Source organism: Oscillibacter sp. CU971 (assembly GCF_905219725.1).
Lineage (GTDB): Bacteria > Bacillota > Clostridia > Oscillospirales > Oscillospiraceae > Oscillibacter.
On record NZ_CAJMXG010000010.1, the window covers coordinates 11,732 to 34,903 of the forward strand.

At 61.3% G+C, this 23,172-nt stretch carries 24 protein-coding genes; 21 read left to right on the forward strand and 3 right to left on the reverse strand.

Annotated elements, in window-relative coordinates; all coding sequences use genetic code 11:
* Positions 1-121: 121 nt before the first annotated feature.
* The 20 genes from cdaA (at position 122) to JX325_RS01860 (ending at position 18,855) form a co-directional block, all read left to right on the forward strand.
* Positions 122-994, forward strand: coding sequence for a diadenylate cyclase CdaA (gene cdaA, locus JX325_RS01765; RefSeq protein ID WP_204789464.1), 873 nt, complete (start codon positions 122-124; stop codon positions 992-994).
* Positions 987-2,363, forward strand: a complete 1,377-nt coding sequence (locus JX325_RS01770; RefSeq protein WP_204789465.1) for a YbbR-like domain-containing protein — start codon at positions 987-989, stop codon at positions 2,361-2,363. Before cdaA ends, JX325_RS01770 begins: the two co-directional genes overlap by 8 nt.
* Positions 2,360-2,770: a SoxR reducing system RseC family protein gene (locus JX325_RS01775; protein WP_204789466.1), complete on the forward strand. Its 411-nt coding sequence runs from the start codon at positions 2,360-2,362 to the stop codon at positions 2,768-2,770. Before JX325_RS01770 ends, JX325_RS01775 begins: the two co-directional genes overlap by 4 nt.
* Entirely contained in the window at positions 2,770-3,657 is an 888-nt protein-coding gene (locus JX325_RS01780; RefSeq protein WP_204789467.1) for a DUF5685 family protein, read from the forward strand. The genes JX325_RS01775 and JX325_RS01780 overlap by 1 nt, the downstream gene beginning before the upstream one ends.
* On the forward strand, positions 3,654-4,256 hold the full coding sequence (locus JX325_RS01785; protein WP_204789468.1) for a DnaJ domain-containing protein: 603 nt from the start codon (positions 3,654-3,656) through the stop codon (positions 4,254-4,256). The genes JX325_RS01780 and JX325_RS01785 overlap by 4 nt, the downstream gene beginning before the upstream one ends.
* Before the next feature lie 18 nt (positions 4,257-4,274).
* Positions 4,275-5,156, forward strand: coding sequence for a YicC/YloC family endoribonuclease (locus JX325_RS01790; RefSeq protein WP_204789469.1), 882 nt, complete (start codon positions 4,275-4,277; stop codon positions 5,154-5,156).
* A 2-nt stretch (positions 5,157-5,158) separates the two neighbouring features.
* Positions 5,159-5,398: a DUF370 domain-containing protein gene (locus JX325_RS01795; protein ID WP_279380492.1), complete on the forward strand. Its 240-nt coding sequence runs from the start codon at positions 5,159-5,161 to the stop codon at positions 5,396-5,398.
* The gene (gene gmk, locus JX325_RS01800; protein ID WP_204789471.1) at positions 5,395-5,991 is read left to right on the forward strand and encodes a guanylate kinase; all 597 of its coding nucleotides are present in this window, start codon (positions 5,395-5,397) and stop codon (positions 5,989-5,991) included. The genes JX325_RS01795 and gmk overlap by 4 nt, the downstream gene beginning before the upstream one ends.
* A 38-nt stretch (positions 5,992-6,029) precedes the next feature.
* Positions 6,030-6,245 (forward strand): DNA-directed RNA polymerase subunit omega, encoded by a 216-nt coding sequence (rpoZ, locus tag JX325_RS01805; protein ID WP_204789472.1) that lies wholly within the window; start codon positions 6,030-6,032, stop codon positions 6,243-6,245.
* 9 nt (positions 6,246-6,254) lie between these two features.
* Complete coding sequence (gene priA / locus JX325_RS01810; RefSeq protein ID WP_204789473.1) at positions 6,255-8,699, forward strand: primosomal protein N'; 2,445 nt, start codon at positions 6,255-6,257, stop codon at positions 8,697-8,699.
* A 12-nt stretch (positions 8,700-8,711) separates the two neighbouring features.
* Entirely contained in the window at positions 8,712-9,212 is a 501-nt protein-coding gene (def, locus tag JX325_RS01815; protein WP_204789474.1) for a peptide deformylase, read from the forward strand.
* Positions 9,212-10,132 (forward strand): methionyl-tRNA formyltransferase, encoded by a 921-nt coding sequence (fmt, locus tag JX325_RS01820; RefSeq protein ID WP_204789475.1) that lies wholly within the window; start codon positions 9,212-9,214, stop codon positions 10,130-10,132. The genes def and fmt overlap by 1 nt, the downstream gene beginning before the upstream one ends.
* A gap of 15 nt (positions 10,133-10,147) precedes the next feature.
* Entirely contained in the window at positions 10,148-10,894 is a 747-nt protein-coding gene (locus JX325_RS01825; RefSeq protein WP_204789476.1) for a zinc metallopeptidase, read from the forward strand.
* A complete protein-coding gene (gene rsmB / locus JX325_RS01830) occupies positions 10,891-12,201 on the forward strand; it encodes a 16S rRNA (cytosine(967)-C(5))-methyltransferase RsmB (RefSeq protein ID WP_204789477.1) in 1,311 nt (436 codons plus the stop codon). Before JX325_RS01825 ends, rsmB begins: the two co-directional genes overlap by 4 nt.
* An 8-nt stretch (positions 12,202-12,209) precedes the next feature.
* On the forward strand, positions 12,210-13,241 hold the full coding sequence (rlmN, locus tag JX325_RS01835) for a 23S rRNA (adenine(2503)-C(2))-methyltransferase RlmN (protein WP_204789478.1): 1,032 nt from the start codon (positions 12,210-12,212) through the stop codon (positions 13,239-13,241).
* Positions 13,238-13,969 carry a Stp1/IreP family PP2C-type Ser/Thr phosphatase gene (locus JX325_RS01840; RefSeq protein ID WP_204789479.1) on the forward strand — a complete coding sequence of 244 codons (732 nt, stop codon included), beginning with the start codon at positions 13,238-13,240 and terminating at the stop codon, positions 13,967-13,969. The genes rlmN and JX325_RS01840 overlap by 4 nt, the downstream gene beginning before the upstream one ends.
* A 15-nt stretch (positions 13,970-13,984) precedes the next feature.
* Complete coding sequence (gene pknB, locus JX325_RS01845; protein ID WP_204789480.1) at positions 13,985-15,976, forward strand: Stk1 family PASTA domain-containing Ser/Thr kinase; 1,992 nt, start codon at positions 13,985-13,987, stop codon at positions 15,974-15,976.
* A 1-nt stretch (position 15,977) separates the two neighbouring features.
* Complete coding sequence (gene rsgA, locus JX325_RS01850; RefSeq protein ID WP_204789481.1) at positions 15,978-16,859, forward strand: ribosome small subunit-dependent GTPase A; 882 nt, start codon at positions 15,978-15,980, stop codon at positions 16,857-16,859.
* A gap of 91 nt (positions 16,860-16,950) precedes the next feature.
* Positions 16,951-17,154, forward strand: coding sequence for a hypothetical protein (locus JX325_RS01855; protein WP_204789487.1), 204 nt, complete (start codon positions 16,951-16,953; stop codon positions 17,152-17,154).
* 162 nt (positions 17,155-17,316) lie between these two features.
* Positions 17,317-18,855, forward strand: a complete 1,539-nt coding sequence (locus JX325_RS01860) for an SPOCS domain-containing protein (RefSeq protein WP_204789482.1) — start codon at positions 17,317-17,319, stop codon at positions 18,853-18,855.
* Positions 18,856-18,925: 70 nt separating this feature from the next.
* Here the strand turns inward: JX325_RS01860 and JX325_RS01865 are convergent, their stop codons facing one another.
* From JX325_RS01865 to JX325_RS01875, 3 genes are all read right to left on the reverse strand, one after another.
* On the reverse strand, positions 18,926-19,693 hold the full coding sequence (locus JX325_RS01865) for an amino acid ABC transporter ATP-binding protein (protein ID WP_279380493.1): 768 nt from the start codon (positions 19,691-19,693) through the stop codon (positions 18,926-18,928).
* 15 nt (positions 19,694-19,708) lie between these two features.
* On the reverse strand, positions 19,709-20,398 hold the full coding sequence (locus JX325_RS01870; RefSeq protein WP_204789483.1) for an amino acid ABC transporter permease: 690 nt from the start codon (positions 20,396-20,398) through the stop codon (positions 19,709-19,711).
* 94 nt (positions 20,399-20,492) lie between these two features.
* Positions 20,493-21,392: a transporter substrate-binding domain-containing protein gene (locus JX325_RS01875; protein ID WP_374220574.1), complete on the reverse strand. Its 900-nt coding sequence runs from the start codon at positions 21,390-21,392 to the stop codon at positions 20,493-20,495.
* Positions 21,393-21,613: 221 nt separating this feature from the next.
* Between JX325_RS01875 and spoIVA the strand changes: the two genes are divergently transcribed.
* Positions 21,614-23,089: a stage IV sporulation protein A gene (gene spoIVA, locus JX325_RS01880; protein WP_204789484.1), complete on the forward strand. Its 1,476-nt coding sequence runs from the start codon at positions 21,614-21,616 to the stop codon at positions 23,087-23,089.
* Positions 23,090-23,172: the final 83 nt, after the last annotated feature.

Genomic DNA, 23,172 nt, shown 5'->3' on the forward strand with positions numbered 1-23,172 from the left:
TGGTTTACCTTGCTTTTTACCGCCGGGTTCTATATAATCTATAGTATTCATGACCTGACGTTTCTCTCAGCGGAAACAGCCGCTTTCCCGGCGGCCCAGAGGAAAGGGATGACGACGTAAAATGAATGTGACGCTGACGGAGCTGTTTGCCACCATCGGCCGGTATCTGCTGACCATTGAGGTTTCGGATGTTTTGGATATTGCCATCATGGCGTTCGCGCTCTATAAAGTACTGACCCTGGTGCAGACTACGAAAGCCGCCAGCCTTTTGAAGGGGCTGTTCGTTTTCCTGGCGGCTCTGCTTTTAAGCTACCTGTTTGGGCTGAACGGCATCTACTATCTGCTGAGCCGAATGGTGGAGGTGGGGGTGCTGGCGCTCATCATCCNGTTCCAGCCNGAGNTCCGCCGGATTTTGGAGGAGATGGGAAGCCGCCNCATCCTGGCCNNCTTCACTCNGACGGAGAACGCCAGCGTTCTGGAGCAGACCATCGAGCAGACCGTCCTGGCCTGTTCGGAGATGTCCCAGTCCCGTACCGGCGCGCTGNTTGTGTTCGAGCGGGAGATNNTTTTGGACGACATGGTCCGCAGCGGCACAGTGCTGGATGCCGCAGTGTCCAGCGAGCTTTTGAAAAATATCTTTTTTGTCAAGGCGCCCATGCACGACGGGGCGGTCATCGTCCGCCACGGTCGGGTGCTGGGGGCGGGGTGCATGCTCCCCCTGAGCAAGAACGTGAATCTGTCCCGGGATTTAGGCATGCGGCACCGGGCNGGCATCGGCATGNGCGAAAACTCCGACGCGNNGGTGGTCATCGTATCGGAGGAGACCGGCTCTATCTCGGTGGCCACCGGCGGAATGCTGAAACGGCATTTGAAGCCGGAGACCCTGGATAACCTCCTGCGGAACGAACTGCTTCCGCAGGAGGAGGCCGGGACGGAAAAGCAGAAATTCAGCCTGACGGGCCTGCTGCGCTCCAGGAAGGACGGAGGTGCGTAAGGTGGAAAACGAGAAGATCGGACGCCGGAGGGTCGTCTATGTGCTGCTGTCCATTTTGGTAGCCGCCGGTATTTGGCTCTACGCCGATTTGACCAGCGGCCCCAACGGCACGCCGCAGACCCAAACCCGGGAGTTCCTGGAGATCCCCATTGAGTATTTATATGAGAGCACCCTGACGGACCGGGGGCTGATGCTGGTGGACGAGGACACGGACCGCACCATTGATTTGGAGCTGAAGGGCACCCGCTGGCTGATTTCCAGCCTGGACCGTTCGCATATCCGGGTTACCGCCAGCCTTTATGACGTGACCAGCGCCGGGGTGCAGCGGGTCAACTACGTCGTTAGCTTTACGGATTCCAGATTTGGCAACAACGCCATCCAGCGGGAAAACGCCAGCTTTGGCATGGCGACGGTAAACATCAGTGAGCTCTACAGCCGGACCATCGACGTCAGCTGCGAGCTGGTGGGCGGCGTGGCGGACACCTATTCCGCCGGGCAGGTGGAGCTCTCCCACACGGAGGTGGAGGTCCGGGGCCTTCAGGAGGACATCAACCCCATCAGCTACGCCAAGGTCANCCTGGACATCGGCGCCAACGCGGTGGAGACGGTATCCCGGGACCTGGAGCTCCAGTATTATGACGAAAACGGCCGGATTTTGGACAAGTCCGGCATCTACTCCTCGGTGGAGACCGTCCGGGCCACCCTGCCGGTGTTCGTCACCAAGGAGCTGAGCCTGTTCGTGAACTTTACCGACGGCCCCGGATGCCGCGCGCGGAACACCGAATACTTTATCGAGCCGGCGACCATTGCCGTTTCCGGCGATGCCACGAAACTGAAAGACGTGGAGACGCTGGAGCTGGGCAAATATGACCTGCGGGAGCTGGGCACCACGGCCTCTGAGAACTACACCACTACCAATTATCTGATTANCCTGCCTGACGGCTGCACCAACGTGAGCGGCGTTACCCGGGCCGCCCTGCGAATCCGGTTCAAGGACATGACCAGCGCCACGATTTCTACGGAAAATATCTCCTGGCTGAACCTACCGGAGGGCAAACGCGTGGAGCTGCTGACGGACAGCCTGGCGGTGAAGGTCTTTGGCACCGAGGCGGACGTTGCCGCCCTCACGGGAGAGGACATTGCCGTAACGGTGGACCTGGACGATTATTCCGCCGCCTCCGGCACCTATACCATTCCCGCGGAAGTGACGGTCAACAAGGGAGACGTGGGCATCAGCGGCCTGTATCAGATTCAGGTTACCATCCGGGAAGGCGGCGAGGAGCCGCCGCCGGAGGAGGAAGCGGGACCGGAAGACGTGGAGGCTGCCGCTCCCGCCGGGGAAGACGCGCAGACAGGGGGAACGCCATGACGCAGATTGCAACGGTTGAACGAATTCTGGACTCCGGGCATGCCGAGATTTCCGTCCCCCGGAAATCCGCCTGCGGCCACGACTGCGAGGAGTGCGCGGGCTGCGGCGTCACCGGCGCGGCAGTTCATGCCAAGGCGCTGAATCCCATCGGGGCCCTTCCGGGGCAGAAGGTTGTAGTGGAGAGCAGTACCAAGAAAATGCTTCGCATTGTAGCTCTGGTTTATNTGATCCCAGTGGCCCTGTTCTTTCTGGGCTATCTTGCCGCCATGGCGGTGACCGCCAGCGTGGCGGTCCAGTACACCGCCGCGGCCGCGGGCTTCATCCTGGGCATCTTGGGGGCTATCAGCTATGACCGCCGCCTCCGGGCCAGGGGGGGGCTGTCCTTTACCATTGTCCGGCTGTTCTGATGTTCGGCTATGTCAGGCCGCCTCAGGATCTGCCGGAGGAGGAGTTAAAACGCTTCGGCCGGGCCTACTGCGGGCTCTGCCACGCCTTGGGGGAACGGTACGGAACGGCGGCACGGTTTATCCTGAACTACGATTTCACCTTCCTGGCCATCCTTCTTTCGGAGAAAAAGGAAGGCCCCATCCATCACGGCCGCTGCGCCGCCCATCCCGTCCACGGGCGGGAACGGCTGGAATCCAGCCCGGCGCTGGCCCTGGCGGCGGACGAAAGCGTGATTTTAGCTTATTGGCAGGCCCGGGNCGGCGTGGAGGACNATGACCGCTNCCACGGCTNGAAATACCGGGGGGCCTCCGCCGTTTTGGAACGGGCCTACCGGAAAGCCGCCAAGGCCCGGCCGGAGTTTGATGTATCCACCCGCTGCCAGCTGAACCGGCTGGCGGAGCTGGAACGGGAGAACTGCCCGTCTATGGACCGGGCGGCGGATACCTTCGCCGTGCTTTTGCAGGGAGCCGCCCAGGCGGTGAACGAGCCGGTCCGGCGGCGGGTGCTGGAGCAGATATTCTACCACCTGGGCCGCTGGGTCTACCTGGTGGACGCGGCGGACGATTTGAAAAAAGACGCCGCCTCGGGAAACTACAACCCGGTGGCCCTGCGCTATGGGCTGACGGATGGCGTCTGGACGGAGGAAGCCCGGCAGAGCTTCGCCGCGACCCTGGACCACTCCATCCATATGNTGGCCACCGCCTTTGAGCTGTNGGACTTCGGCGTCTGGACGCCGGTTTTGGAAACCACCCTCTATACCGGCCTTTTCCGCGTGGGAAAGGCGGTGCTGGACGGCACCTTCCGGGGCGGGGGAAACAAGAGAGAAACGCAGGAGAAAAACACATGAACGATCCCTATCAGGTACTCGGTATTTCGGAGAGCNCCACCGACGACGAGGTCAAGCGGGCCTATCGGGAGCTGGCAAGGAAATATCACCCGGACAATTACCATGACAATCCCCTGGCCGACCTGGCCCAGGAGAAAATGAAGGAAATCAACGCCGCTTATGAGGAAATTAACAAACGGCGCAGCGGCGGGGGCAGGACCACCGGCGCCTCCTACGCCGGAGGCTGGCAGCAGTCCTATGGCTCCGGCGGGTCTTCCTCCGTTTTCCAGCAGGTTCGAGCCGCCATCCAGATGGGCGATATTGCCCGGGCGGAGGCGCTTCTAAACAATACCGGCGACCACAATGCCGAGTGGAATTTTCTCAAGGGCGCGGTTTGCTACCGAAGGGGCTGGATGGACGAGGCAATGCGTTATTACCAGACCGCCTGTCAAATGGAACCCAACAACCCGGAGTACCAGCGGGCGCTGAACCTGATGAGGAACGGCTCGCCCTACCGCCCCGGAGGGGAGCCCTTCGGGACCTTGTGCGCCGGAAATCCCTGCCTGACCCTTTGCTGTGCCTATACCCTGTGCAACGGCGGCTACTGCTGCTTTATCTGAAAATAAGGGGAGATTGCCATGATTAAGAGCATGACCGGCTATGGCCGGGCCAGAGAGACGAGGAACAGTCGGGATATCACGGTAGAGGTCCGGGCGGTTAATAACCGCTATTTGGACTGTACGGTGAAGATGCCCCGACTGTATATCTTTGCCGAGGACGCGCTGAAGGCGCGGGTCCAGAAGGCGGTCTCCCGGGGAAAGGTGGACGTGTTCNTCANCGTAGACGCCTCCGCCGCCGATGTGACGCAGGTAACGGTCAACCGGGAGTTGGCGGGGCAGTATGCCGCCGCCTTGAATGAGCTGGCGGAGATCTGCGGCCCCGCAGCGTATAAGGCGACGCCGGAGGTCCTGGCCCGGTTTCCGGACGTGCTGTCTGTCACNAAAGCGGATGAGGACCTTNAANCCGTCAGCGCCGACCTCTGCGCCGTGCTGGACGCGGCCCTGGCGGCGTTCAACGAGATGCGGGGCGTGGAGGGCGCCCGGCTGGCGGAGGACATTGGGAACCGCCTGAGAGCCATTGAAGCGTATACGGGGCAGGTGGAGGCCCGCTCCCCGGANACAGNGGCGGAGTACCGCTCCAAGCTCACCGCCCGGATGCAGGAGGTGCTGCANAGCGNTTCCATCGACCCTCAGNGCATTCTCANCGAGGCGGCAATTTACGCCGATAAGGTGGCGGTGGATGAGGAGACCGTCCGTTTACGGAGTCACGCGGCGCAGCTTCAGACGATGCTGGAATCCACGGAGCCNNTGGGGCGNAAGATGGACTTCCTCATCCAGGAGGTCAACCGGGAGGCCAANACNATCGGGTCCAAATNCGGCGACGTGTCCATCGCCCAAATGGTGGTGAACCTGAAAGCCGAAGTGGAGAAGATGCGGGAACAGGTGCAGAACGTGGAGTGAGTATGGAGTTCATCAATATCGGTTTTGGGAGCATGGTCTCCCGAGAGCGGGTGGTGGCCATTGTGGGCCCGGATTCCGCCCCCATTCGCCGCATGACCCAGGAGAGCCGGGAANGGGGGATGCTCATCGACGCCACCTATGGGCGGATAACCGCGTCCATTTTCATCATGGACAGCGACCATGTGATTTTGTCAGCCCTGCCGCCGGAAAAATTCGGCGCGGGGGAAGAGGAGGAAGCATGAAAAAGGGAAAGACGTTCATCGTGTCAGGACCATCCGGTGTGGGGAAGAGTANGGTGCTCCAGGCGCTTTTGAGCAAGAGGGACGACCTGTATTTCTCCGTGTCCGCCACCACCCGCCCTGCCCGGGAGGGTGAGACGGACGGCGTCCACTNCCACTTTCTGGATGTGGAAACCTTTCAGCAGTGGATTGCGGAAGATCAATTTTTAGAGTATGCCGAGTATGTGGGAAACTTCTACGGCACGCCGAAGCGCTTTGTGGACNAGGCCATGGANCANGGGAAGNACGTGATTTTAGACATTGAGATTCAGGGCGCGATTCAAATCGCGGCCAAGCGGCCGGAGACAATCCGCATTTTCATCGCCCCGCCCAGTTGGGCGGAGCTGGAACGCCGGCTCAGCTCACGGGGGACGGACAGCCAGGAGAAAATCCAAAAGCGGCTGGTCCGGGCCAAGGTGGAGTTTCAGACGGCGCATACCTATGATTACTTTGTCATCAACGATTCCGTGGAAAACGCAGTGCGGGAGCTGGAGGCCATTATGACCGCCGAGCACTGCCGTCCCCAGGAGCGTATGGAGATCATCAGCGGCAAGTAATTGCCATAAACTGCAACAGGAAAGGAAGTCAATTGACTATGATGCTGTATCCCGCCATGAGCAAGCTCAATTCTTATATCCCCAACCGTTATATGCTGGTAAACGTGGTGGCCCGCCGGGCCCGCCAGATTGCGGAAGAAGCCGAGATGACCGGGCTTCACCTGGATGAAAAGCCGGTGACTCTGGCAATTCACGAGGTGGCTGACGGCAAACTCACCTCCGGCGACGCTGACACGGCCGCTGAAGAGGCGTAACGCCGCCGGATGGAGACCTCACCCATCGTAAAAGTGGCGGTCAGTGCCGCGCCTTATCACATCGACAAACCCTATGACTATCTGGTCCCGGCGGAGCTGAGGGATTCGGCGGTCCCCGGTGTCCGGGTGACCGTACCCTTTGGCCGGGGAAACAAACCGTCGGAGGGCATGATTCTTGCCAGGGGCGAGGGAAAGAAGGTCCAGGGCCTGAAGGCCCTTTCCGCCGTGTTGGACCGGGAGCCGGTACTGGACGGAGGCGGATTGGCCTTGGCCCTTTGGATGCGGCAGCGGTATTTCTGCACCTTGTCCGAGGCGATTCGGACCATTCTGCCTGCGGGGCTTTGGTACCACCTTCAAGAGATCTGGCGCATACAGGCGGAACTGGACCCGGAGACGGTCAAAGCCGCCGCCGGGGGTATCCGCCGGGGGGCGGAGATTCTGGATGCGCTGGAGCGCTCCGGCGGTTCCGCCGGGCTGGAGGATTTGCGGGAAGCCTGCGGGGACGACATTCTTCCGGCGCTCCGGGCTCTGGAGAAGGCGGGGGTGGTTTGGCACGAGACGGCGGCAAAGCAGAAGGTAGGGGACAAGACCCGCCGGATGGCGGAGCTGGCCCTCAGCGCCGAGGAGGCCCTGGCCCTGACGGAGGCAAAGAAGCGTTCCTCTCCCGCCCGTTACGAGGTGGTGAAGCTGCTGGCCGCAAACGGAAAGACGGCCTGTGCGGAAATTACCTACTTTACCGGCGCTTCCGCAAGAACCTTGCGGGAAATGGAGAAGGCGGGGCTGCTGGCCTTTTCCGAGGCGGAAGAGCTGCGGGTCTTCCTGCCGGGAAACACGGAACCGGGACCTCCCATCGTGCTGAATGAGGAACAGCAGACGGCTTTTGAGCGGCTCCTCGGACTGGCGGAGGCAGGCCGGGCCTCCGGCGCGCTTTTGCAGGGCGTGACCGGAAGCGGAAAAACCCAGGTCTATTTGCGGCTGGTCCAGGAGATACTGTCCAAAGGAAGAACCGCTATTGTNNTGGTGCCGGAAATTGTGNTGACGCCACAGATGATGGGGAAATTCTCTTCTTATTTTGGAGACGGCGCGGCGATGCTTCACAGCGGCCTTCGCATGACGGAGCGCTATGACCAATGGAAGCGCATCCGCCGGGGAGAGGTCAAGGTGGTGCTGGGTACCCGCTCCGCCATTTTCGCCCCCTTGCAAAACCTAGGCGTTGTTATTTTGGACGACGAGCAGGAGGGCAGTTATCTATCGGAAAATCCGCCCCGGTATCATACACGGGACGTTGCCAAATATCTCTGCGCCCGGGATAAGGCTCTGCTGCTTCTGGGCTCCGCTACGCCGTCCATTGAGACGGCCTGGGCGGCGGAGGCGGGGCAGTATCACAAAGAGCTGCTTCGCCGCCGGTATAATGAGCAGAGTCTCCCTCAAGTTCTTATCGCCGATCTCCGCCAGGTGATCAAGGCCGGANATCCCGGCCTCATTGGGGCGGACCTCCGGCGGGAGCTGGAACAAAACCTGGAAAGGGGAGAGCAGAGCATCCTCTTTTTGAACCGACGGGGCAGCAGCAGGATGCTGCTTTGCGGGGAGTGCGGCCATGTGCCGGAGTGTCCCCGGTGCAGCGCGCCGCTGACCTATCACTCCGCCAACGGACGGCTGATGTGCCACCACTGCGGACACTCCCAGAGGAGCTTTGACACCTGTCCGGTTTGCGGCGGCATCATGAAGCGGGTGGGAGCGGGCACCCAGAAGGTAGAGGAGGAGCTGGCGGGCTTGTTTCCCGGCGCGGGAATTCTGCGGATGGACGCGGATACCACGGCAGAGGGCCATGGAAAGCTGCTGCGGCGCTTCGAGAAGGAGCGCATTCCCATTTTGCTGGGCACCCAGATGGTAGCCAAGGGGCTGGATTTTGAGAATGTGACCCTAGTGGGGGTTTTGGCCGCCGATCTTTCCTTGTATGTGGAGAATTACCGGGCGGCGGAACNGACCTTTGCCCTGCTGACCCAGGTGGTAGGCCGGGCGGGCCGGGGAAATAAATCCGGCCGGGCAGTCATCCAGACTTACACGCCGGGAAATGGTGTGATTCAATGCGCCGCCCGGCAGGACTACGACCGTTTTTACGAGAGCGAGATTCATATGCGGAAGCTCCGCCGCCTTCCGCCTTTCGCCGATCTCTTCACCCTTACGGTCTCCGGCGTGGAAGAAGGATCGGTGCTCCGGACAGCCATCGGCGTCCGGGACGCGCTGCGGAGGAGGTTTGGGGACGGCGAAGTGCTGGGCCCTGCCCCGGCTCCGGTTTTAAAGGTCAACAACCGTTACCNCTACCGTATCCTGCTGATGGGCAAAAATGACAAAGAAACCCGGGAGGAAATCGGCGGGCTGCTGCGGACCTTTGCCGGAAACAGCGCAAACCGGGGATTTAACATTTTCGCGGAATGCAATGCCGCGGACTAGGAGGTTCAAAGAATGGCATTACGCAAAATTGTGGTGCAGGGTGAGGACTGCCTGAATAAGGTGTGCCGTCCGGTAACAGAATTTAACAGCCGCCTGCATCTGCTGATGGATGATTTGCTGGATACTCTCTCTGAAGCAGGGGGCGCGGGACTGGCGGCTCCGCAAGTGGGCGTTCTCCGCCGGGCCTGTGTGGTGATGGACGACGACACGGAGGAATACATCGAANNCATTAATCCGTCCATCATTGCGCAGAGCGGAGAACAGACCGGCCCGNAGGGCTGCCTCNNCGTTNCCTGCAAATGGGGGCTGGTAACCCGGCCCAATTACGTGCGGGTCCGTGCTCAGGACCGGGACGGAAAGTGGTTCGAGGTGGAGGGGGAGGGCCTGACGGCCCGCTGCTACTGCCATGAGCTGGAACATTTGGATGGTCACCTTTACACGGAGCATATTGACCGCTTCTTGACAGATGAGGAAGTGGAGGAGTATTTCAGCCAGGAAGAGGGGGCGGACTGATGCGCATTCTCTTCATGGGCACGCCGGACTTTGCCGTAGCTTCTCTCCGCCGTCTTGTGGAGGACGGACACGAGATTTGCGGCGTTCTGACCCAGCCGGACAAGCCGAAAAATCGAGGGCACAAGCTCGCACCAACGCCTGTAAAGGAATATGCCCTNACNAAGAAATNGGCGGTTTNTCAGNCCTCAGCGTTGCGGAATTCCGAGAGTTTGGAGCTGGTGCGTTCCCTGAAGCCGGAGCTGATTGTGGTAGCGGCCNATGGAAAGCTGCTTCCGGAGGACATTTTGAACGTGCCGCCCCTGGGCTCCATCAACGTCCACTCGTCCCTGCTGCCCAAGTACCGGGGGGCGGCGCCCATCAACTGGGCGGTGCTGAACGGGGAGACGGAAACCGGCGTCTCCATCATGTATATGGCCAAGGAGCTGGACGCGGGGGACGTCATCCTGCAAAAGTCCACCTCCATCGGCGAGACGGAGGACGCCCAGGAGCTCACCCGGCGCCTGGCGGAGCTGGGGGCGGAGGCCATCTCCGAGACTGTCAAAGCCCTTGGGGATGGGACTGCCGCGCGTATTCNCCAGGACCACGAAAAACACACCTACGCCCCCATGCTGGGGAAGGAGCTGTCCCCCGTGGACTGGACCCGCTCCGCCCATGAAATCAGCTGCCAGGTCCGGGGCCTGATTCCCTGGCCCTGCGCGGCGACGGACGTCATCAGCGGCGAGGAGATGAAGCTCTACGCCGTGCAGGAAACCGGAGAGGAAACTTCGGCCCTCCCCGGCACGGTGACGGCGGCGGGGAAGCAGGGGATCGACCTCGCCTGCGGCGACGGAAGGGTCCTCCGGGTGACGGAGCTCCAGGCCAAAGGCGGCAAGCGCATGTCCGCCGGGGCTTATTTATTGGGACATCCCATTCAACGCTAAAATTCGAGGGTGCTTATGCCTTATTATTATGGTGGCTACGGAGATTTCCTGGCCAACAACATCTATTTCCTTCTGCTGATCCCGGTGATGTTCCTGTCCCTCTGGGCCCAGGTCCAGGTCAGCGGCAGCTTCGATAAGTACAGCCGGGTCTCCAACCGCCGCCGCCTCACCGGCGCCCAGGCGGCGGAGGCGGTGCTCCGGGCCAACGGGGTTTACGATGTAACCATCACCTCCACCCGGGGCAAGCTGACGGACCACTACGATCCCCGGGACAATACCATCTATCTCTCCCAAGCCGTCTACTCCTCCGCCACCGTGGCGGCGGTGGGCGTGGCGGCCCACGAGGCGGGCCACGCTGTCCAGTACGCCGTGGGCTACGCTCCGGTTCGTCTGCGGAGCGCCATTGTGCCTGTGACGAATCTGGGTTCCCGCTGTTCCATGATCCTGCTGCTCATCGGGCTGCTGTTCTACAGCCAGAGCCTGTTTTTGGTGGGAATCCTGCTGTTTTCCCTGACGACGTTTTTCCAGCTGGTGACCCTGCCGGTGGAGTTCAACGCCTCCCGCCGGGCTTTGGAAACCATTGAGGGCCGGAATTTACTGGACCATGAGGAGCTGACCGGAGCCCGGAAGGTCCTCCGGGCGGCGGCGCTGACCTATGTGGCGGCGCTGCTGATGTCCGCTTTGCAGCTGCTGCGGTATGTGCTCATCTTCCTGGGCCGGAACGGCGGGCGTGACAGCCGCCGGGGCGGAGGCCGGGGATGAGCGCCCGCGGGGAAGCGCTGGCCGTCCTGACCGCCTGCCGCGTGCGGGGGGCCTGGGCGGACGCGGCGCTGGGATCGCATCTAAAGGGGCTTTCGCCCGCCGACGCAGGGCTGTGCAGCCGGATTGTTTACGGCGTCATCCAGAACGAGACGCTGCTGGACTTTTACCTCTCCGGCTTCTGTTCCCAAAAGCTGGACCACCTCCAGCCGCCTCTGGCGGATATTCTGCGGATCGGGGCCTATCAGATTCTCTTTCTGGACCGGGTGCCGGACAACGCCGCCGTTCACACGTCGGTGGAGCTGGCCAAGGACGCGGGAAGGAGAGCGGCGGCGGGCTTGGTCAACGCCGTCCTCCGGCGGCTCTGCCGGGAGAAGGAGGCTCTGCCCGCCATCCCGGACCGAGATGAGGCCAAATACCTCTCTATCCGTTACAGCCACCCGAAATGGCTGGTAAAGCGGCTGCTGGCCCTGCTGGGCCGGGAGGGAGCGGAGGCGTTTTTAACAAACAGCAACCGCCAGCCTCCCGCCGCCGCCCAGGTCAACACCCTCCGCTGTTCCACGGAGGAAGCGGTATNTGCCTTAGAGGCCGAGGGCGTCCGGGNGGAGCCGCACCNGNGGCTTCCGGACTGTCTGCTGCTGCAAGGCACGGGGGACCTGGAGCGTCTCCAGGCGTTCCGGGACGGCATGATTTACATTCAAGACCCGGCGGCCCGCTTGGCGGTGCTGGCGGCGGGGCCCAAAGGCCGGGTGCTGGACGTGTGCGCCGCCCCCGGCGGNAAATCCTTTGCCACCGCCATTGCCATGGGGGACCGGGGAGAAATCATCTCCTGCGATCTCCACGAGAATAAGCTGAAGCGCATCCGGGAGGGCGCGGCCCGGCTGGGACTGACCTCCATCCGCGCGGAGGCCGCCGACGGGCGGGTCTTTCGGGAGGAATGGCGGGACGGTTTTGATCTGGTGCTGGTGGATGCTCCCTGCTCCGGCCTGGGCATCCTCCGCAAGAAGCCGGATATCCGCCGGAAAAAGGCGGACGACCTCTTCACCCTGCCGATGGTCCAGAACGCCATTCTGGAAAACGCCGCCCGTTATGTCCGCCCCGGCGGAACCTTGCTTTACTCCACCTGTACCATCCTGCCGGAGGAGAACGAGGAAGTGGCGGACGCGTTCCTGGGGACCCATCCGGAGTTTTCCCGGGAAAGGTTTCTTCTGCCGGAGCCCATTGGGCAGGCGGAAGGGCAGATTACCCTCTGGCCCCACCTCCACGACACCGACGGCTTTTACATCTGCCGCATGACGCGGCGCGTTTGAGGCGAACCATGACCGATATCAAATCCATGACCCTCCCGGAGCTGCGGGACTTCCTTCAGGGACTGGGGGAGCCCTCCTTCCGGGGAAAGCAGGTTTTCTCCTGGTTGAGCCGGGGTGCGGCCTCCTTTGACGAGATGTCCAATCTGCCCCGGTCCCTGCGGGAGCGTCTGGTGGAAACCTGTAGCCTAAGCGTTCCAACGGTGGCCCGGAAACAGGCCTCCGCTAAGGACGGCACCATCAAATACCTGTGGGAACTGGCGGACGGCAACTGCATCGAGTCCGTGCTGATGCGCTATCACCATGGGAATACCGTCTGCATCTCCTCCCAAGTGGGCTGCCGGATGGGCTGCNCCTTCTGCGCGTCCACCGTTGCGGGAAAGGTCCGGGACTTGACCCCGGGGGAGATGCTGGACCAAGTGATCTTCACCCAGAAGGNCTCCGGGGCNCCCATTTCCAACNTTGTGCTGATGGGCATCGGAGAGCCCATGGACAACNTGGACGCCGTGCTGAAATTCCTGGAGATCGTCAACTGCCCCGACGGGCTGAACATTGGGATGCGGCACATCTCCCTGTCCACCTGCGGCGTCCTGCCGGGAATCCGCCGCCTGGCGGAGCTGGGTTTGCAGCTGACCTTATCCGTATCCCTCCACGCGCCAGACCGGGAAACCCGGTCCAGGCTCATGCCCGTTAACCGGGCCTATGACGTGGAGGAGCTGTTTGCCGCCTGTCATGCGTATTTCCAGAAGACCGGGCGGCGGATCTCCTTNGAGTACGCCATGATCGACGGCGTGAACGACCAGGACTGGCAGGCGGACCTTATCGCNAAGNGGCTGNGGGGGATGCCCGGCCATGTGAACCTGATTCCGCTGAACGACGTGACGGAAAGCCCCTTCCGGCCCTCCCGCCGGACGGCGGCGTTTCAAAAACGCCTGGAATCTCACGGCTTAACCGCCACCGTGCGGCGGAGCCTGGGTGGAGATATAGACGCCGCCTGCGGACAACTCCGCAGGAAGGCAGAGAAAGGGGAGGATTCCCAATGATGAATCTATGGAGCATGACCGACACCGGCCTCGTCCGTAAAGAGAATCAGGACGCCTACGCGGTGAAGACGGCTTTTGGACACACGATCTGCGTGGTCTGCGACGGGATGGGCGGGGCCGCCGGCGGACAGCTGGCCAGCCGCATTGCCGTGGACACCTTTTCCGCGGAGATGGAAAAGCGCCTCTCGCAGGAGGCCAAGCCGGACCGGCTCCGGGAGATCTCCGTGGTGGCGGTGGCCCTGGCGAACCGCGCCGTGCGGGAGGCCGCCCGGACCTCGGAGGAGTATCACAGCATGGGGACCACCCTGGTCTCCGCCGTTTCCNTNGANGGGGGCGTGGTCATCGCCAATGTGGGNGACAGCCGGGCGTATCATATCAATAAGCAGCGCATCCACCAGGTGACCCGGGATCACTCCCTGGTGGAGCACATGGTGGAGCGGGGGGACATCACCGCCGAGGAGGCCCGCCGCCACCCCAACCGGAACCTCATCACCCGTGCGCTGGGCCCGGATATCGATCCGGAGTGCGACTGCTACACCTGCCAGCTCCTGCCGGGGGACTTCCTCCTGCTGTGTACCGACGGGCTGGTGAATACGGTCACGGACGAGGAGATTATGCGGGAGGTCCTTCACGGCGATACGAACACCTGCATGGAACGGCTGCTGGCCATCTCCAAGAGCCGGGGCGCGTCGGACAATGTCACCGTCGTCCTGGCGAAGAAGCTGTAANGAAGGAGGAGCTGCATGGATCAGTACATTGGAAAAATGCTGGACAACCGCNATGAAATTCTGGAGCGCATCGGCACCGGAGGCATGGCGGTAGTCTACAAGGCGAAATGCCACCGGCTCAATCGCCTTGTAGCCCTAAAAATATTGAAAAGCGATCTGGCCCAGGACGAGGACTTCCGCNGCCGGTTTAACGCGGAGTCCCAGGCCGTGGCCCAGTTGTCCCACCCCAACATCGTGTCGGTCTACGACGTGAGCCGGGGAGGGGACACGGAATATATCGTTATGGAGCTCATCGACGGCATCACATTAAAGCAATATATGGAGAAGCGGGGCCAGCTGAACTGGCGGGAGTCCCTGCACTTCATCACCCAAATCATGCGAGGCCTCAGCCACGCCCACAGCCGGGGCATTGTCCACCGGGACATCAAGCCCCAGAACGTGATGGTCCTCCGGGACGGCAGCGTGAAGGTGGCCGATTTCGGCATCGCCTGCCTGGAAAACTCCGCACAGACTCTGACCCAGGAGGCCTTGGGCTCCGTTCACTACATTTCGCCGGAACAGGCGAGAGGGGAGCGGACCGACGCCCGCAGCGACATCTATTCTTCCGGCGTGGTTATGTATGAGATGCTCACCGGGCGGCTGCCCTTCGAGGGGGATTCCGCCGTGTCCGTGGCCATCCAGCACCTCAGCTCCGTGCCCCTGGCGCCCCGGGAGCTGAACGCGGAGATCCCCCAGCAGCTGGAGCTCATCTGCATGAAGGCCATGACCCCGGNCCTGAGCCGCCGTTACGCCTCCGCCGACGCCATGATCGCCGACCTGGAGGATTTCCGGAAGAACCCCAACATTAACCTGGACTTTACCATGATGGATCTCCGGCCGGAGGAGCCGGCGGAGCCCACTNAGCCCATCCGCACCTATGACCGGACCCTTCATCCCACGCCGAAAAACCGGGAGCCGGAGCGGGTCCGGGAGCGCTTCCGGGATTATGACGACGACTATGAGCCGCCCCGCCGGGGGGGGGGCGCCGGGGTGAAGGTGCTGGTGGGCATCACGGTGGTGCTGGCCCTGGCGCTGGTCTATGTGCTGTTTAACATGGTCACGGATTCCATCCGGCAGCAGACCCAGGAGCCTCAGACCTATGTGGTGCCCTCGGTGGTGGGTTACACGCCGGAGCAGGCCGCCAACCTGGCGGAGGTGAAGGACGTCTTCATCCTGGAGGAAAAGGGCAGCGAGTTCAATGACGAGTACCCGGAAGGGGTCATCGTCCGGNAGAATCCCACAGAACGGAGCCACCGCAAGGGCGATAACCTGACCATCGAGGTCTGGGTCAGCGCCGGGGAGGACACGGGAGAGATGCTGGACGTGACCAATAAGACCGTGGCCCAGGCGAATGTAATTCTGAAAGACCTNAAGACGAAATACAACCTGGAAATCATNGCCGACGANGCCGAAATGGAGTTCAANNACNAGATCNCGGAGGGCTTTATCATTCGCAGTATCCCTGCCGAGGGCGAGGAACTGAAAGACGGCGACATCGTCCGCCTGATCGTCAGCAAGGGGACGGAACAAAAGCCGGTGGTCGTTTCCAACTTTGTCGGCATGCAGATCGACCAGGTGCTGCGGACCCTGCTCGATTCTCTGCACCTGGTCTGCGGCGAGGGCGATATTGAATATGTGGAAAGCGAGGCTGAGCCCAACAGCGTCATCTGGCAGAGCCTGGAACCTCTTACCACTGTGGAAGAGGGGGACACTATTCAATTCAAAGTCAGCAAGGGAATCACCGTCAAGGAAATAACCATCGGAATTCCGCTGCCCCAGGATGGAGGTACGACGGTCCTGGTACAGGTTTACGTGGGCGATGAAGAAAATCCGCAGTATGACGAACGGGTACGTTGCTCGGATATGACAGCCAATGTGACTCTCAAAGGCTCCGGCACGCAGACCATCAAGGTCTATTTTGACACTGTGCTTGCCCAGGATCAGACTCAGGAAATAACATTNGAATAGTATGACGGGACGGATTCAAAAGGCCCTCAGCGGCTTCTATTATGTGGACACCGGAGAAACGGTTTTGACTTGCCGGGCCAGGGGGAAATTCCGCAAAGAAGGGATTTCCCCCCTGGTGGGGGACCGGGTGGAGGTCCGGGAGCTGGGCAATGGGGAAGGGTTTGTGGAAACAATCCTGCCCCNGCGGAATNNGTTCGCCCGACCCGCTGTGGCCAACATCGACCAGCTGGTGGTTATCGCCTCCGCCNCTATCCCCAAGACAGATCCCTTTCTCATTGACCGGGTAGCTGCCATTGCCGCGCTGAAGGACTGCGCTGTGGCGGTGGTGCTGAACAAGTGTGACCTGGACCCGGCGGACCGTCTCTATGAGATATACCGGGCTTCCGGCTTCCCAACCCTGNGGGTCAGCGCGGAAACCGGGGAAGGCATCGCGGATTTGAAGGGTCTGATATCCGGAAAGCTATCTGCCTTTACAGGAAACTCCGGCGTAGGGAAATCCAGCATTTTAAACACGCTGGACCCGGATTTTCACCTCCAGGTGGGGGAGGTCAGCACGGCCCTGGGCCGGGGACGGCACACCACCCGCCATGTGGAACTGCACCGTCTCTCCTGCGGGGCGGAGGTGGTGGATACCCCCGGCTTTTCCTCCTTTGACGCCGAGGAACTGGACTTTGCGTTAAAGCGCCGTCTGCCGGAGACCTTTCTGGAGTTTGCCCCGTATCTGGACCAGTGCCGCTTTGTGGGATGCAGCCACACCCGGGAGAAGGGCTGTGCCGTGCTGGAAGCGCTCCGGCAGGGGAAGCTGCAAAAGAGCCGCCACGACAGCTACCTTCGCCTCTACGAGGAGCTGAAGCCCCTGCGGGATTGGCAGGAGAAAAAGTGAGAAAACGCCGCCTCCATTTTTGGGGCGGCGTTTTTCACGCTGGACAGCCTCCGCGTATATACTGGAGAGGAAGGAAAGGAGGCGTGACGCAATGAACTGTGGAAACGGGAGCTTTGGCGGCTTTGGAATGGGGGGCTGCGGAAACGGAGGAGGCGGCGGAATCCGTCTGCTGGGTCTTTTCGCCGTGGCCCTGGGCGCGGGAATTTTGATTTCCGTGGTGTTTCCGGTGGGCGTGCTGATGTTCCTGGTCGCGTTTCTGCTGATCGGCTGCGGCTGCGCCTGCTGCCGGCGTTGAGAATGGAGAGGAGGCGTCATATGAATATCGTCGTTTGGAAGTCCCCCAAAATGCTCCGGGGCATTCTAAAGAAGATTTTCAAGGTCTGAAACATATCCCGCCCCGGCGGCGCATAGAGTAGGACATGGATTCTATGCCTGCCGGGAAAGGAAGGAGTTCTTCATGGAACTGGATTTGAAAAAAGTGTCTTTGGACGCCTATGACACGGGCGGAGAGCTGACCCTCACCCAGGAGGAGACGGCGGAGACCATCGTGCCGGACTACTGCCCCGATATTGCCCGCATCATCGAGACGGACGGGAAGGTCTACCTCCACAGCCGTGAGCTGCGGGACGGAAAGGCGGAGCTCTCCGGCACCGTCCGGGTCACGGTGCTCTACACCCCCGACGGGGAGAGCGGCGTCCGCACCCTGGAATTTGCCATCCCCTTCACCGCCGAGAGCGACGGCCGGGCCCTGCCGGGCTGCCAGCACCTGACGGCGGAGACGGAGACGGAATTTCTGGAGGCCCGGATGCTGAACCCCNGGAAAATTTTNNCCCACTGCAAGCTGGTGACCCATATAACCGGTTTCCAGCGCAAGCCCTTGGTCTTCTGCGCCGACACGGAAGCGGAGCCGGGGCTCCAGGTGGAAAAACGCCAGGAGAACCAGCACGCCATTCTTTTGACCCACATTGCGGAGAAGGACTTTACCTTTACCGAGGAGATGAACCTCTCTCCAGGCCGGGAGGGGGCGGCGGAGCTGCTGACCAGTCAGGTTTCCAGCACCGTCACAGAGACAAAAATTGTGGGGAGCAAGCTGATTTTCAAGGGAGTGTTNTCCATCAGCCTGCTCTACCGGGACAGCAACGGCGGCTGCAGCTCCGCCGCCTCGGAGCTGCCCTTTTCTCAGATTATGGAGGTGGAGGGGGCCGTGGAAGGTTCCGCCGCCAACCTGCAATTACAGCTGACGGGTACGGACCTGCAAATCGACGGCGACGACCCGGAGGGCCGCCAGATTGCCGTGACGCTGTATCTCCATGCCACGGCCCTGCTGCGTGAGGAGCAGGAGCTGACCCTGCTCAGCGACCTGTATTCCACCGCCTATGATATGACCTATGAGGCCGCGCCGCTGAGCATCACCAGCTTCTGCGAGAACCTGACCCGCCGCCAGACCCTGCGGGAGGTATTGGAAATCGGCGTGGTAGCCGAGTCCATCCTGGCCCTGTCGGCAAAGTGCGGCACGGTGTCCGTCAGCCGGGAGGGAGGCATGGCGGTTCTTCGGGCCGGCGTGACGGTCCGGGCCATGTACTTAGATGAAGGCGGCGTGCCCCTGGTGGNGGAGCGGAGCATCGACGCCGGTTGTCAGCTGGAACTGCNGGAGGACTGCCGCGTCACCGCCCGGGCCATCTGCTCCGAGGAGGTCCAGGGCACTCTGGGCGACCGGGGGATCGAGGTCCGCTTCCCGGTGGACTTCCACGTAGAGGCGGCGGCCAGGGTGAAAAAAGTATGCGTCTCCGCCGCGAAACTGGACACGGAGAATACCAAGGACCTGGGCGGCGCGCCTTCTCTGGTTCTGCGGTGCATCGGGCGGCAGGAAAGCGCCTGGGATTTGGCGAAGAAATATAACACCACCATCGCCGCCATCCTCTCCGCCAACCAGCTGGAGGAGGAAGGGGAGATTCCCCAGGACCAGATGCTGCTGATTCCCAGAAAAAGAGCTTAAAAAGGAGTGCGGGAGAATCCTCCCGCACTCCTTTTTACTGTAATCTTGCTCCCCTTATCCAAATGAAAATTCAACCGTTTGCGTACCGGGAGAGGAACTGCTTCGTCCGCTCCTCCTTCGGATGATCGAAGACCTCCCTGGGGTCGCCCTGCTCCACGATGATGCCGCCGTCCATAAAGATCACCTGGTCCGCCACGTCCCGGGCAAAGGCCATGTCATGGGTGACGATGATCATCGTGGTTTTTTGTTCCGCCAGGGAGCGGATAACCCGCAGCACCTCCCCGGTGAGCTCCGGGTCCAGAGCGGAGGTGGGCTCGTCAAAGCAGAGGATGTCCGGGTGGAGGGCCAGCGCCCGGGCAATAGCCACCCGCTGCTGCTGTCCGCCGGAAAGCTGGTGGGGGTAGTGGTCCGCCCGATCCGCCAGGCCCATCTGAGCCAGCAGCTCCCGGCCCGCTTTTATGATCTCCTCCTTGCTCTCGCCGCCCCGTTCCTTGACCAGCAGTTCCCGGGCCAGCGTGACGTTCTGCAATGCCGTGTACTGAGGAAAGAGGTTGAAATTCTGAAACACCAAGCCGAAGTGAAGCCGCTTCTGGCGGATGTCCTTCTCCGCTTGTGTGGAGGGGTCTGCCGCGTCAAAGATAACGCCGCCCTTCACGGCAATAGAGCCATGATCCGGCCGCTCCAGGAAATTCAGGCAGCGGAGCAGGGTCGTCTTGCCGGAGCCGGAAGAGCCGATGATGGAAAGGGCCTGCCCCTCCTCCAGAGAAAAACTGATATCGCTGAGGACCTGGGTGTCCCCGAAGTGCTTTTCAATGTGTTGGACCGCTAAAATCGCCATCGCCGTCAACTCCTCTCAACGGAAATATTCCAGTTTCTTTTCCAGTTTCCCCAGGAGGATGGTCGCCACGCCGCTGAACACAAGGTAGTACACCGCCGTAAAAAACAGCGGCCACACCAGTCCCGCGTAGCCCTGGTTGCCCTTCATGAAGGATTCGCCCATCCAGATGACCTCCTGCAGGGCCACGACCCGGGCCAGGGAGGTATCCTTGACCAGGGTGATGATCTCGTTGGACATGGGGGNGACGATGCGCTTGACCATTTGCAGCAGCGTGATCTTAAAGAAAATCTGCCGCTTCGTCATACCCAGCACCAGCCCGGCCTCCTGCTGTCCCACGGGCACGCCCTGGATGCCGCCCCGGTAAATCTCCGAGAAATAGCACGCGTAGTTGATGACAAAGGCCACCGCCACGGCGGTAAACCGCCCGGACTCGCCTCCGCTCCAGATGTGGAAGCCCTTCAAGCCAGGCACATAGTAGAGAGCGATGATCTGGAGGACCAGAGGCGTGCCCCGGATCATCCAGACTATGGTTTTCGTCAGCCAGCGCAGGGGGGGAATACGGCTCATGGAGCCGAAGGAGATGACCAGCCCCAGGGGAACCGCCCCCACCAGCGTGACGAAAAAAAGCTGGAGGGTTTTGATAAAGCCGGTATTCAAGGCGGTTACAACTGTCAGAAATTCGGTGGAGCTAAAAAAGGAAAGCATGGAATCGTCCTCTCATTGGAAATTTAGGGGAGGAAAACCGTCCAAAGGCAGAGAGGGAACCTCTCTGCCTTTGCGGATGGAAATCAGGAAGGACTTACTCTAAAATCAGGGACTCCTGTACGCCATAAGTGGTGCCGGTTTCCAGGACGGAACCGTCGGCAATGGCGGTGGACCAGAAGTCATTCCACGCGGCCACCAGATCGGACCCCTTGCGGAAGCCCACGCCGTACTCCTCGGACTCCAGGCCCTGGGCGGTGTTCAGGTTGACGGTATAGGTCAGGTTCGCGTAGTTGGTTCCCTCACCGATCATGGCTCCGGCCATCAGAAGGTCAATAACGGCGGCGTCGGCCGTACCAGCGGAAACCTCCATCAGCGCGTCGGCTTGCTTCGCCACGGCGGTGGTGGAAGCGCCCAGGGCCCCGGCGGCGTNCTCACCGGCGGAACCGGATTCCACGGCCACGTTCAGGCCCTCCAGGCTGGTCAGGCTTTCAAAATCCGCGGCCTTATCGGCGGGGACCACCAGCACCTGGGCGTTGAGGCAGTAGGCGTTTCCGGTGTCCATGGCCGCTTTTACCTCGTCATTTAAGGTCATGCCGTTCCAGACACAGTCGATGCTCTTGGCATCCAGCTCCNTNANCTTGTAATCCNAGGTGATTNCCTGGAACTCCACCTTAACGCCCAGGCTCTCGGCGAAAGCGGAGGCCATGTCGGCGTCAAAGCCAATCCAATTGCCGTTGGCGTCCCGGTAGTCCATGGGGGCGAAGTCCGTCATGCCCACCACCAGGGTTCCTTNGTTCTGGACATAGGNCAGATCGCTGTCAGAGTNCTTTTGCTCGTCTCCGGCGCCGCCGGAGGTCTGGTCCTCGGGAGCGGCCGCTGAGGGTCCGGCGTCTCCGCTTTTATCGGAGCTTGCGTCCTTGCCGCCGCAGGCGGCCAGGCTCAGGACCATGGCAAGGGCCAGCAGGAGGGCCCAAAACTTCTTGCTTTTCATCATGCTTTCATCCTCCAAAATGGAACAGGCAAGCCTGTTCGTTTAATACGCTAGCAGTTTACCATATTAAAGAACACCTGTAAAGCGTGATTTCGACCAAATCAGCCCGGCCGGAGGCGAAACTTCCTTGTGTGTTTTCTCCAAAACAAGATGGGCCGTCATACTTTCCGCCGGACGGGCATAGATTGGAACATGAATATGGAGCGGAAAAAGGACGGGATGCTATGAACACGACCATTTATCAGAATATCGCCACCCGCACGGCGGGGGATATCTACATCGGCGTGGTGGGCCCGGTGCGGACCGGCAAGTCCACCTTCATCAAGCGCTTCATGGAAACCCAGGTAATTCCCAACATTGAAAATGTATACCGCAAGGAGCGGGCCCGGGATGAGCTGCCCCAGAGCGGTTCCGGCCGGACCATCATGACGGCGGAGCCCAAGTTCGTCCCGGAGGAGGCGGCCCAGGTGCAGCTGCCCGACGGCGCGTCCTTCTCCGTGCGGCTCATCGACTGCGTAGGCTACATGGTACGGGGGGCCATCGGCCAGTTTGAGGACGACGCCCCCCGGATGGTGACCACTCCCTGGTACGATCACGAGATTCCCATGACGGAGGCGGCGGAAATCGGCACCCGGAAGGTGATCTCGGAGCACTCCACCATCGGGATTGTCATCACCACCGACGGCACCGTCTCCGACATTCCCCGGGAGGACTACCTGGAGGCGGAGGAGCGGGTGGTCCGGGAGCTCCAGGAGCTGGGAAAGCCCTTCATCGTCCTGCTGAACTCCGTGGACCCCAAAAGCGACCGGGCGGAGGCCATTGCCCGGGATATCAGCAGCCGCTATGAGGTGAACTGCGTCCCGGTAAACTGCCTGGACCTGGGGGAGGAGGACGTGGCGGATATCTTGCGGGCCGTCCTCTATGAGTTCCCCATGCAGGAGCTGGACCTGTTCCTGCCCCCTTGGGTGGACGCCCTGCCGNCAGATCACCCCATCAAGGCCAGCCTCTACGACGCGGTGCGCCAGGGAACCTCCCAGCTTCAGCACATCCGGGAGGTGGAGGGCGTCATCTCCGCCCTGGGGGCCTGCGAGAACATCAGTGAGGCGAAAATTACCTCCATTGACTTGGGCACCGGCGTGGCGGCGGCCAGCCTGAGCCTGCCCCGGGAACTATTCTATCACACCTTGTCGGAGCAGTCCGGCTTTGAGGTGGGGGACGACGGGGATTTGATGAGCCTGCTGACCCGCCTGGCGGCGGTAAAGGCGGAGTACGACAAGGTAGCCGGGGCCCTGCGGGATGTGAAGGAAACGGGCTATGGCATCGTGGTGCCCAGCATCGACGAGCTGAAGCTGGAAGAGCCGGAAATCATGAAGCAGGGAGGCCGCTACGGCGTGAAGCTGAAAGCCAGCGCCCCCAGCATCCACATGATCCGGGCGGACATTGAGACGGCGGTGTCGCCCATCGTGGGGAACGAAAAGCAGTCCGAGGATATGGTAAACTACCTGCTCCAGGAGTTCGAGGGGGACACCAGCAAGATTTGGCAGTCCAACATCTTTGGCCGGAGCTTCCATGAACTGGTCAGCGACGACCTCCAGGGCAAGCTGAAACGGATGCCGGACGACGCCCGGAAGAAGCTTCAGGAGACCCTGACCCGCATCATCAACGAGGGCAGCGGGGGGCTTATCTGCATTATCCTATAACTCTATGAAGCTGTACCAATAGAGGGAAAAGTAGTATAATGAGGGAATGATACAGAAAAATGAGCGACGCAGCTATGCGAGCG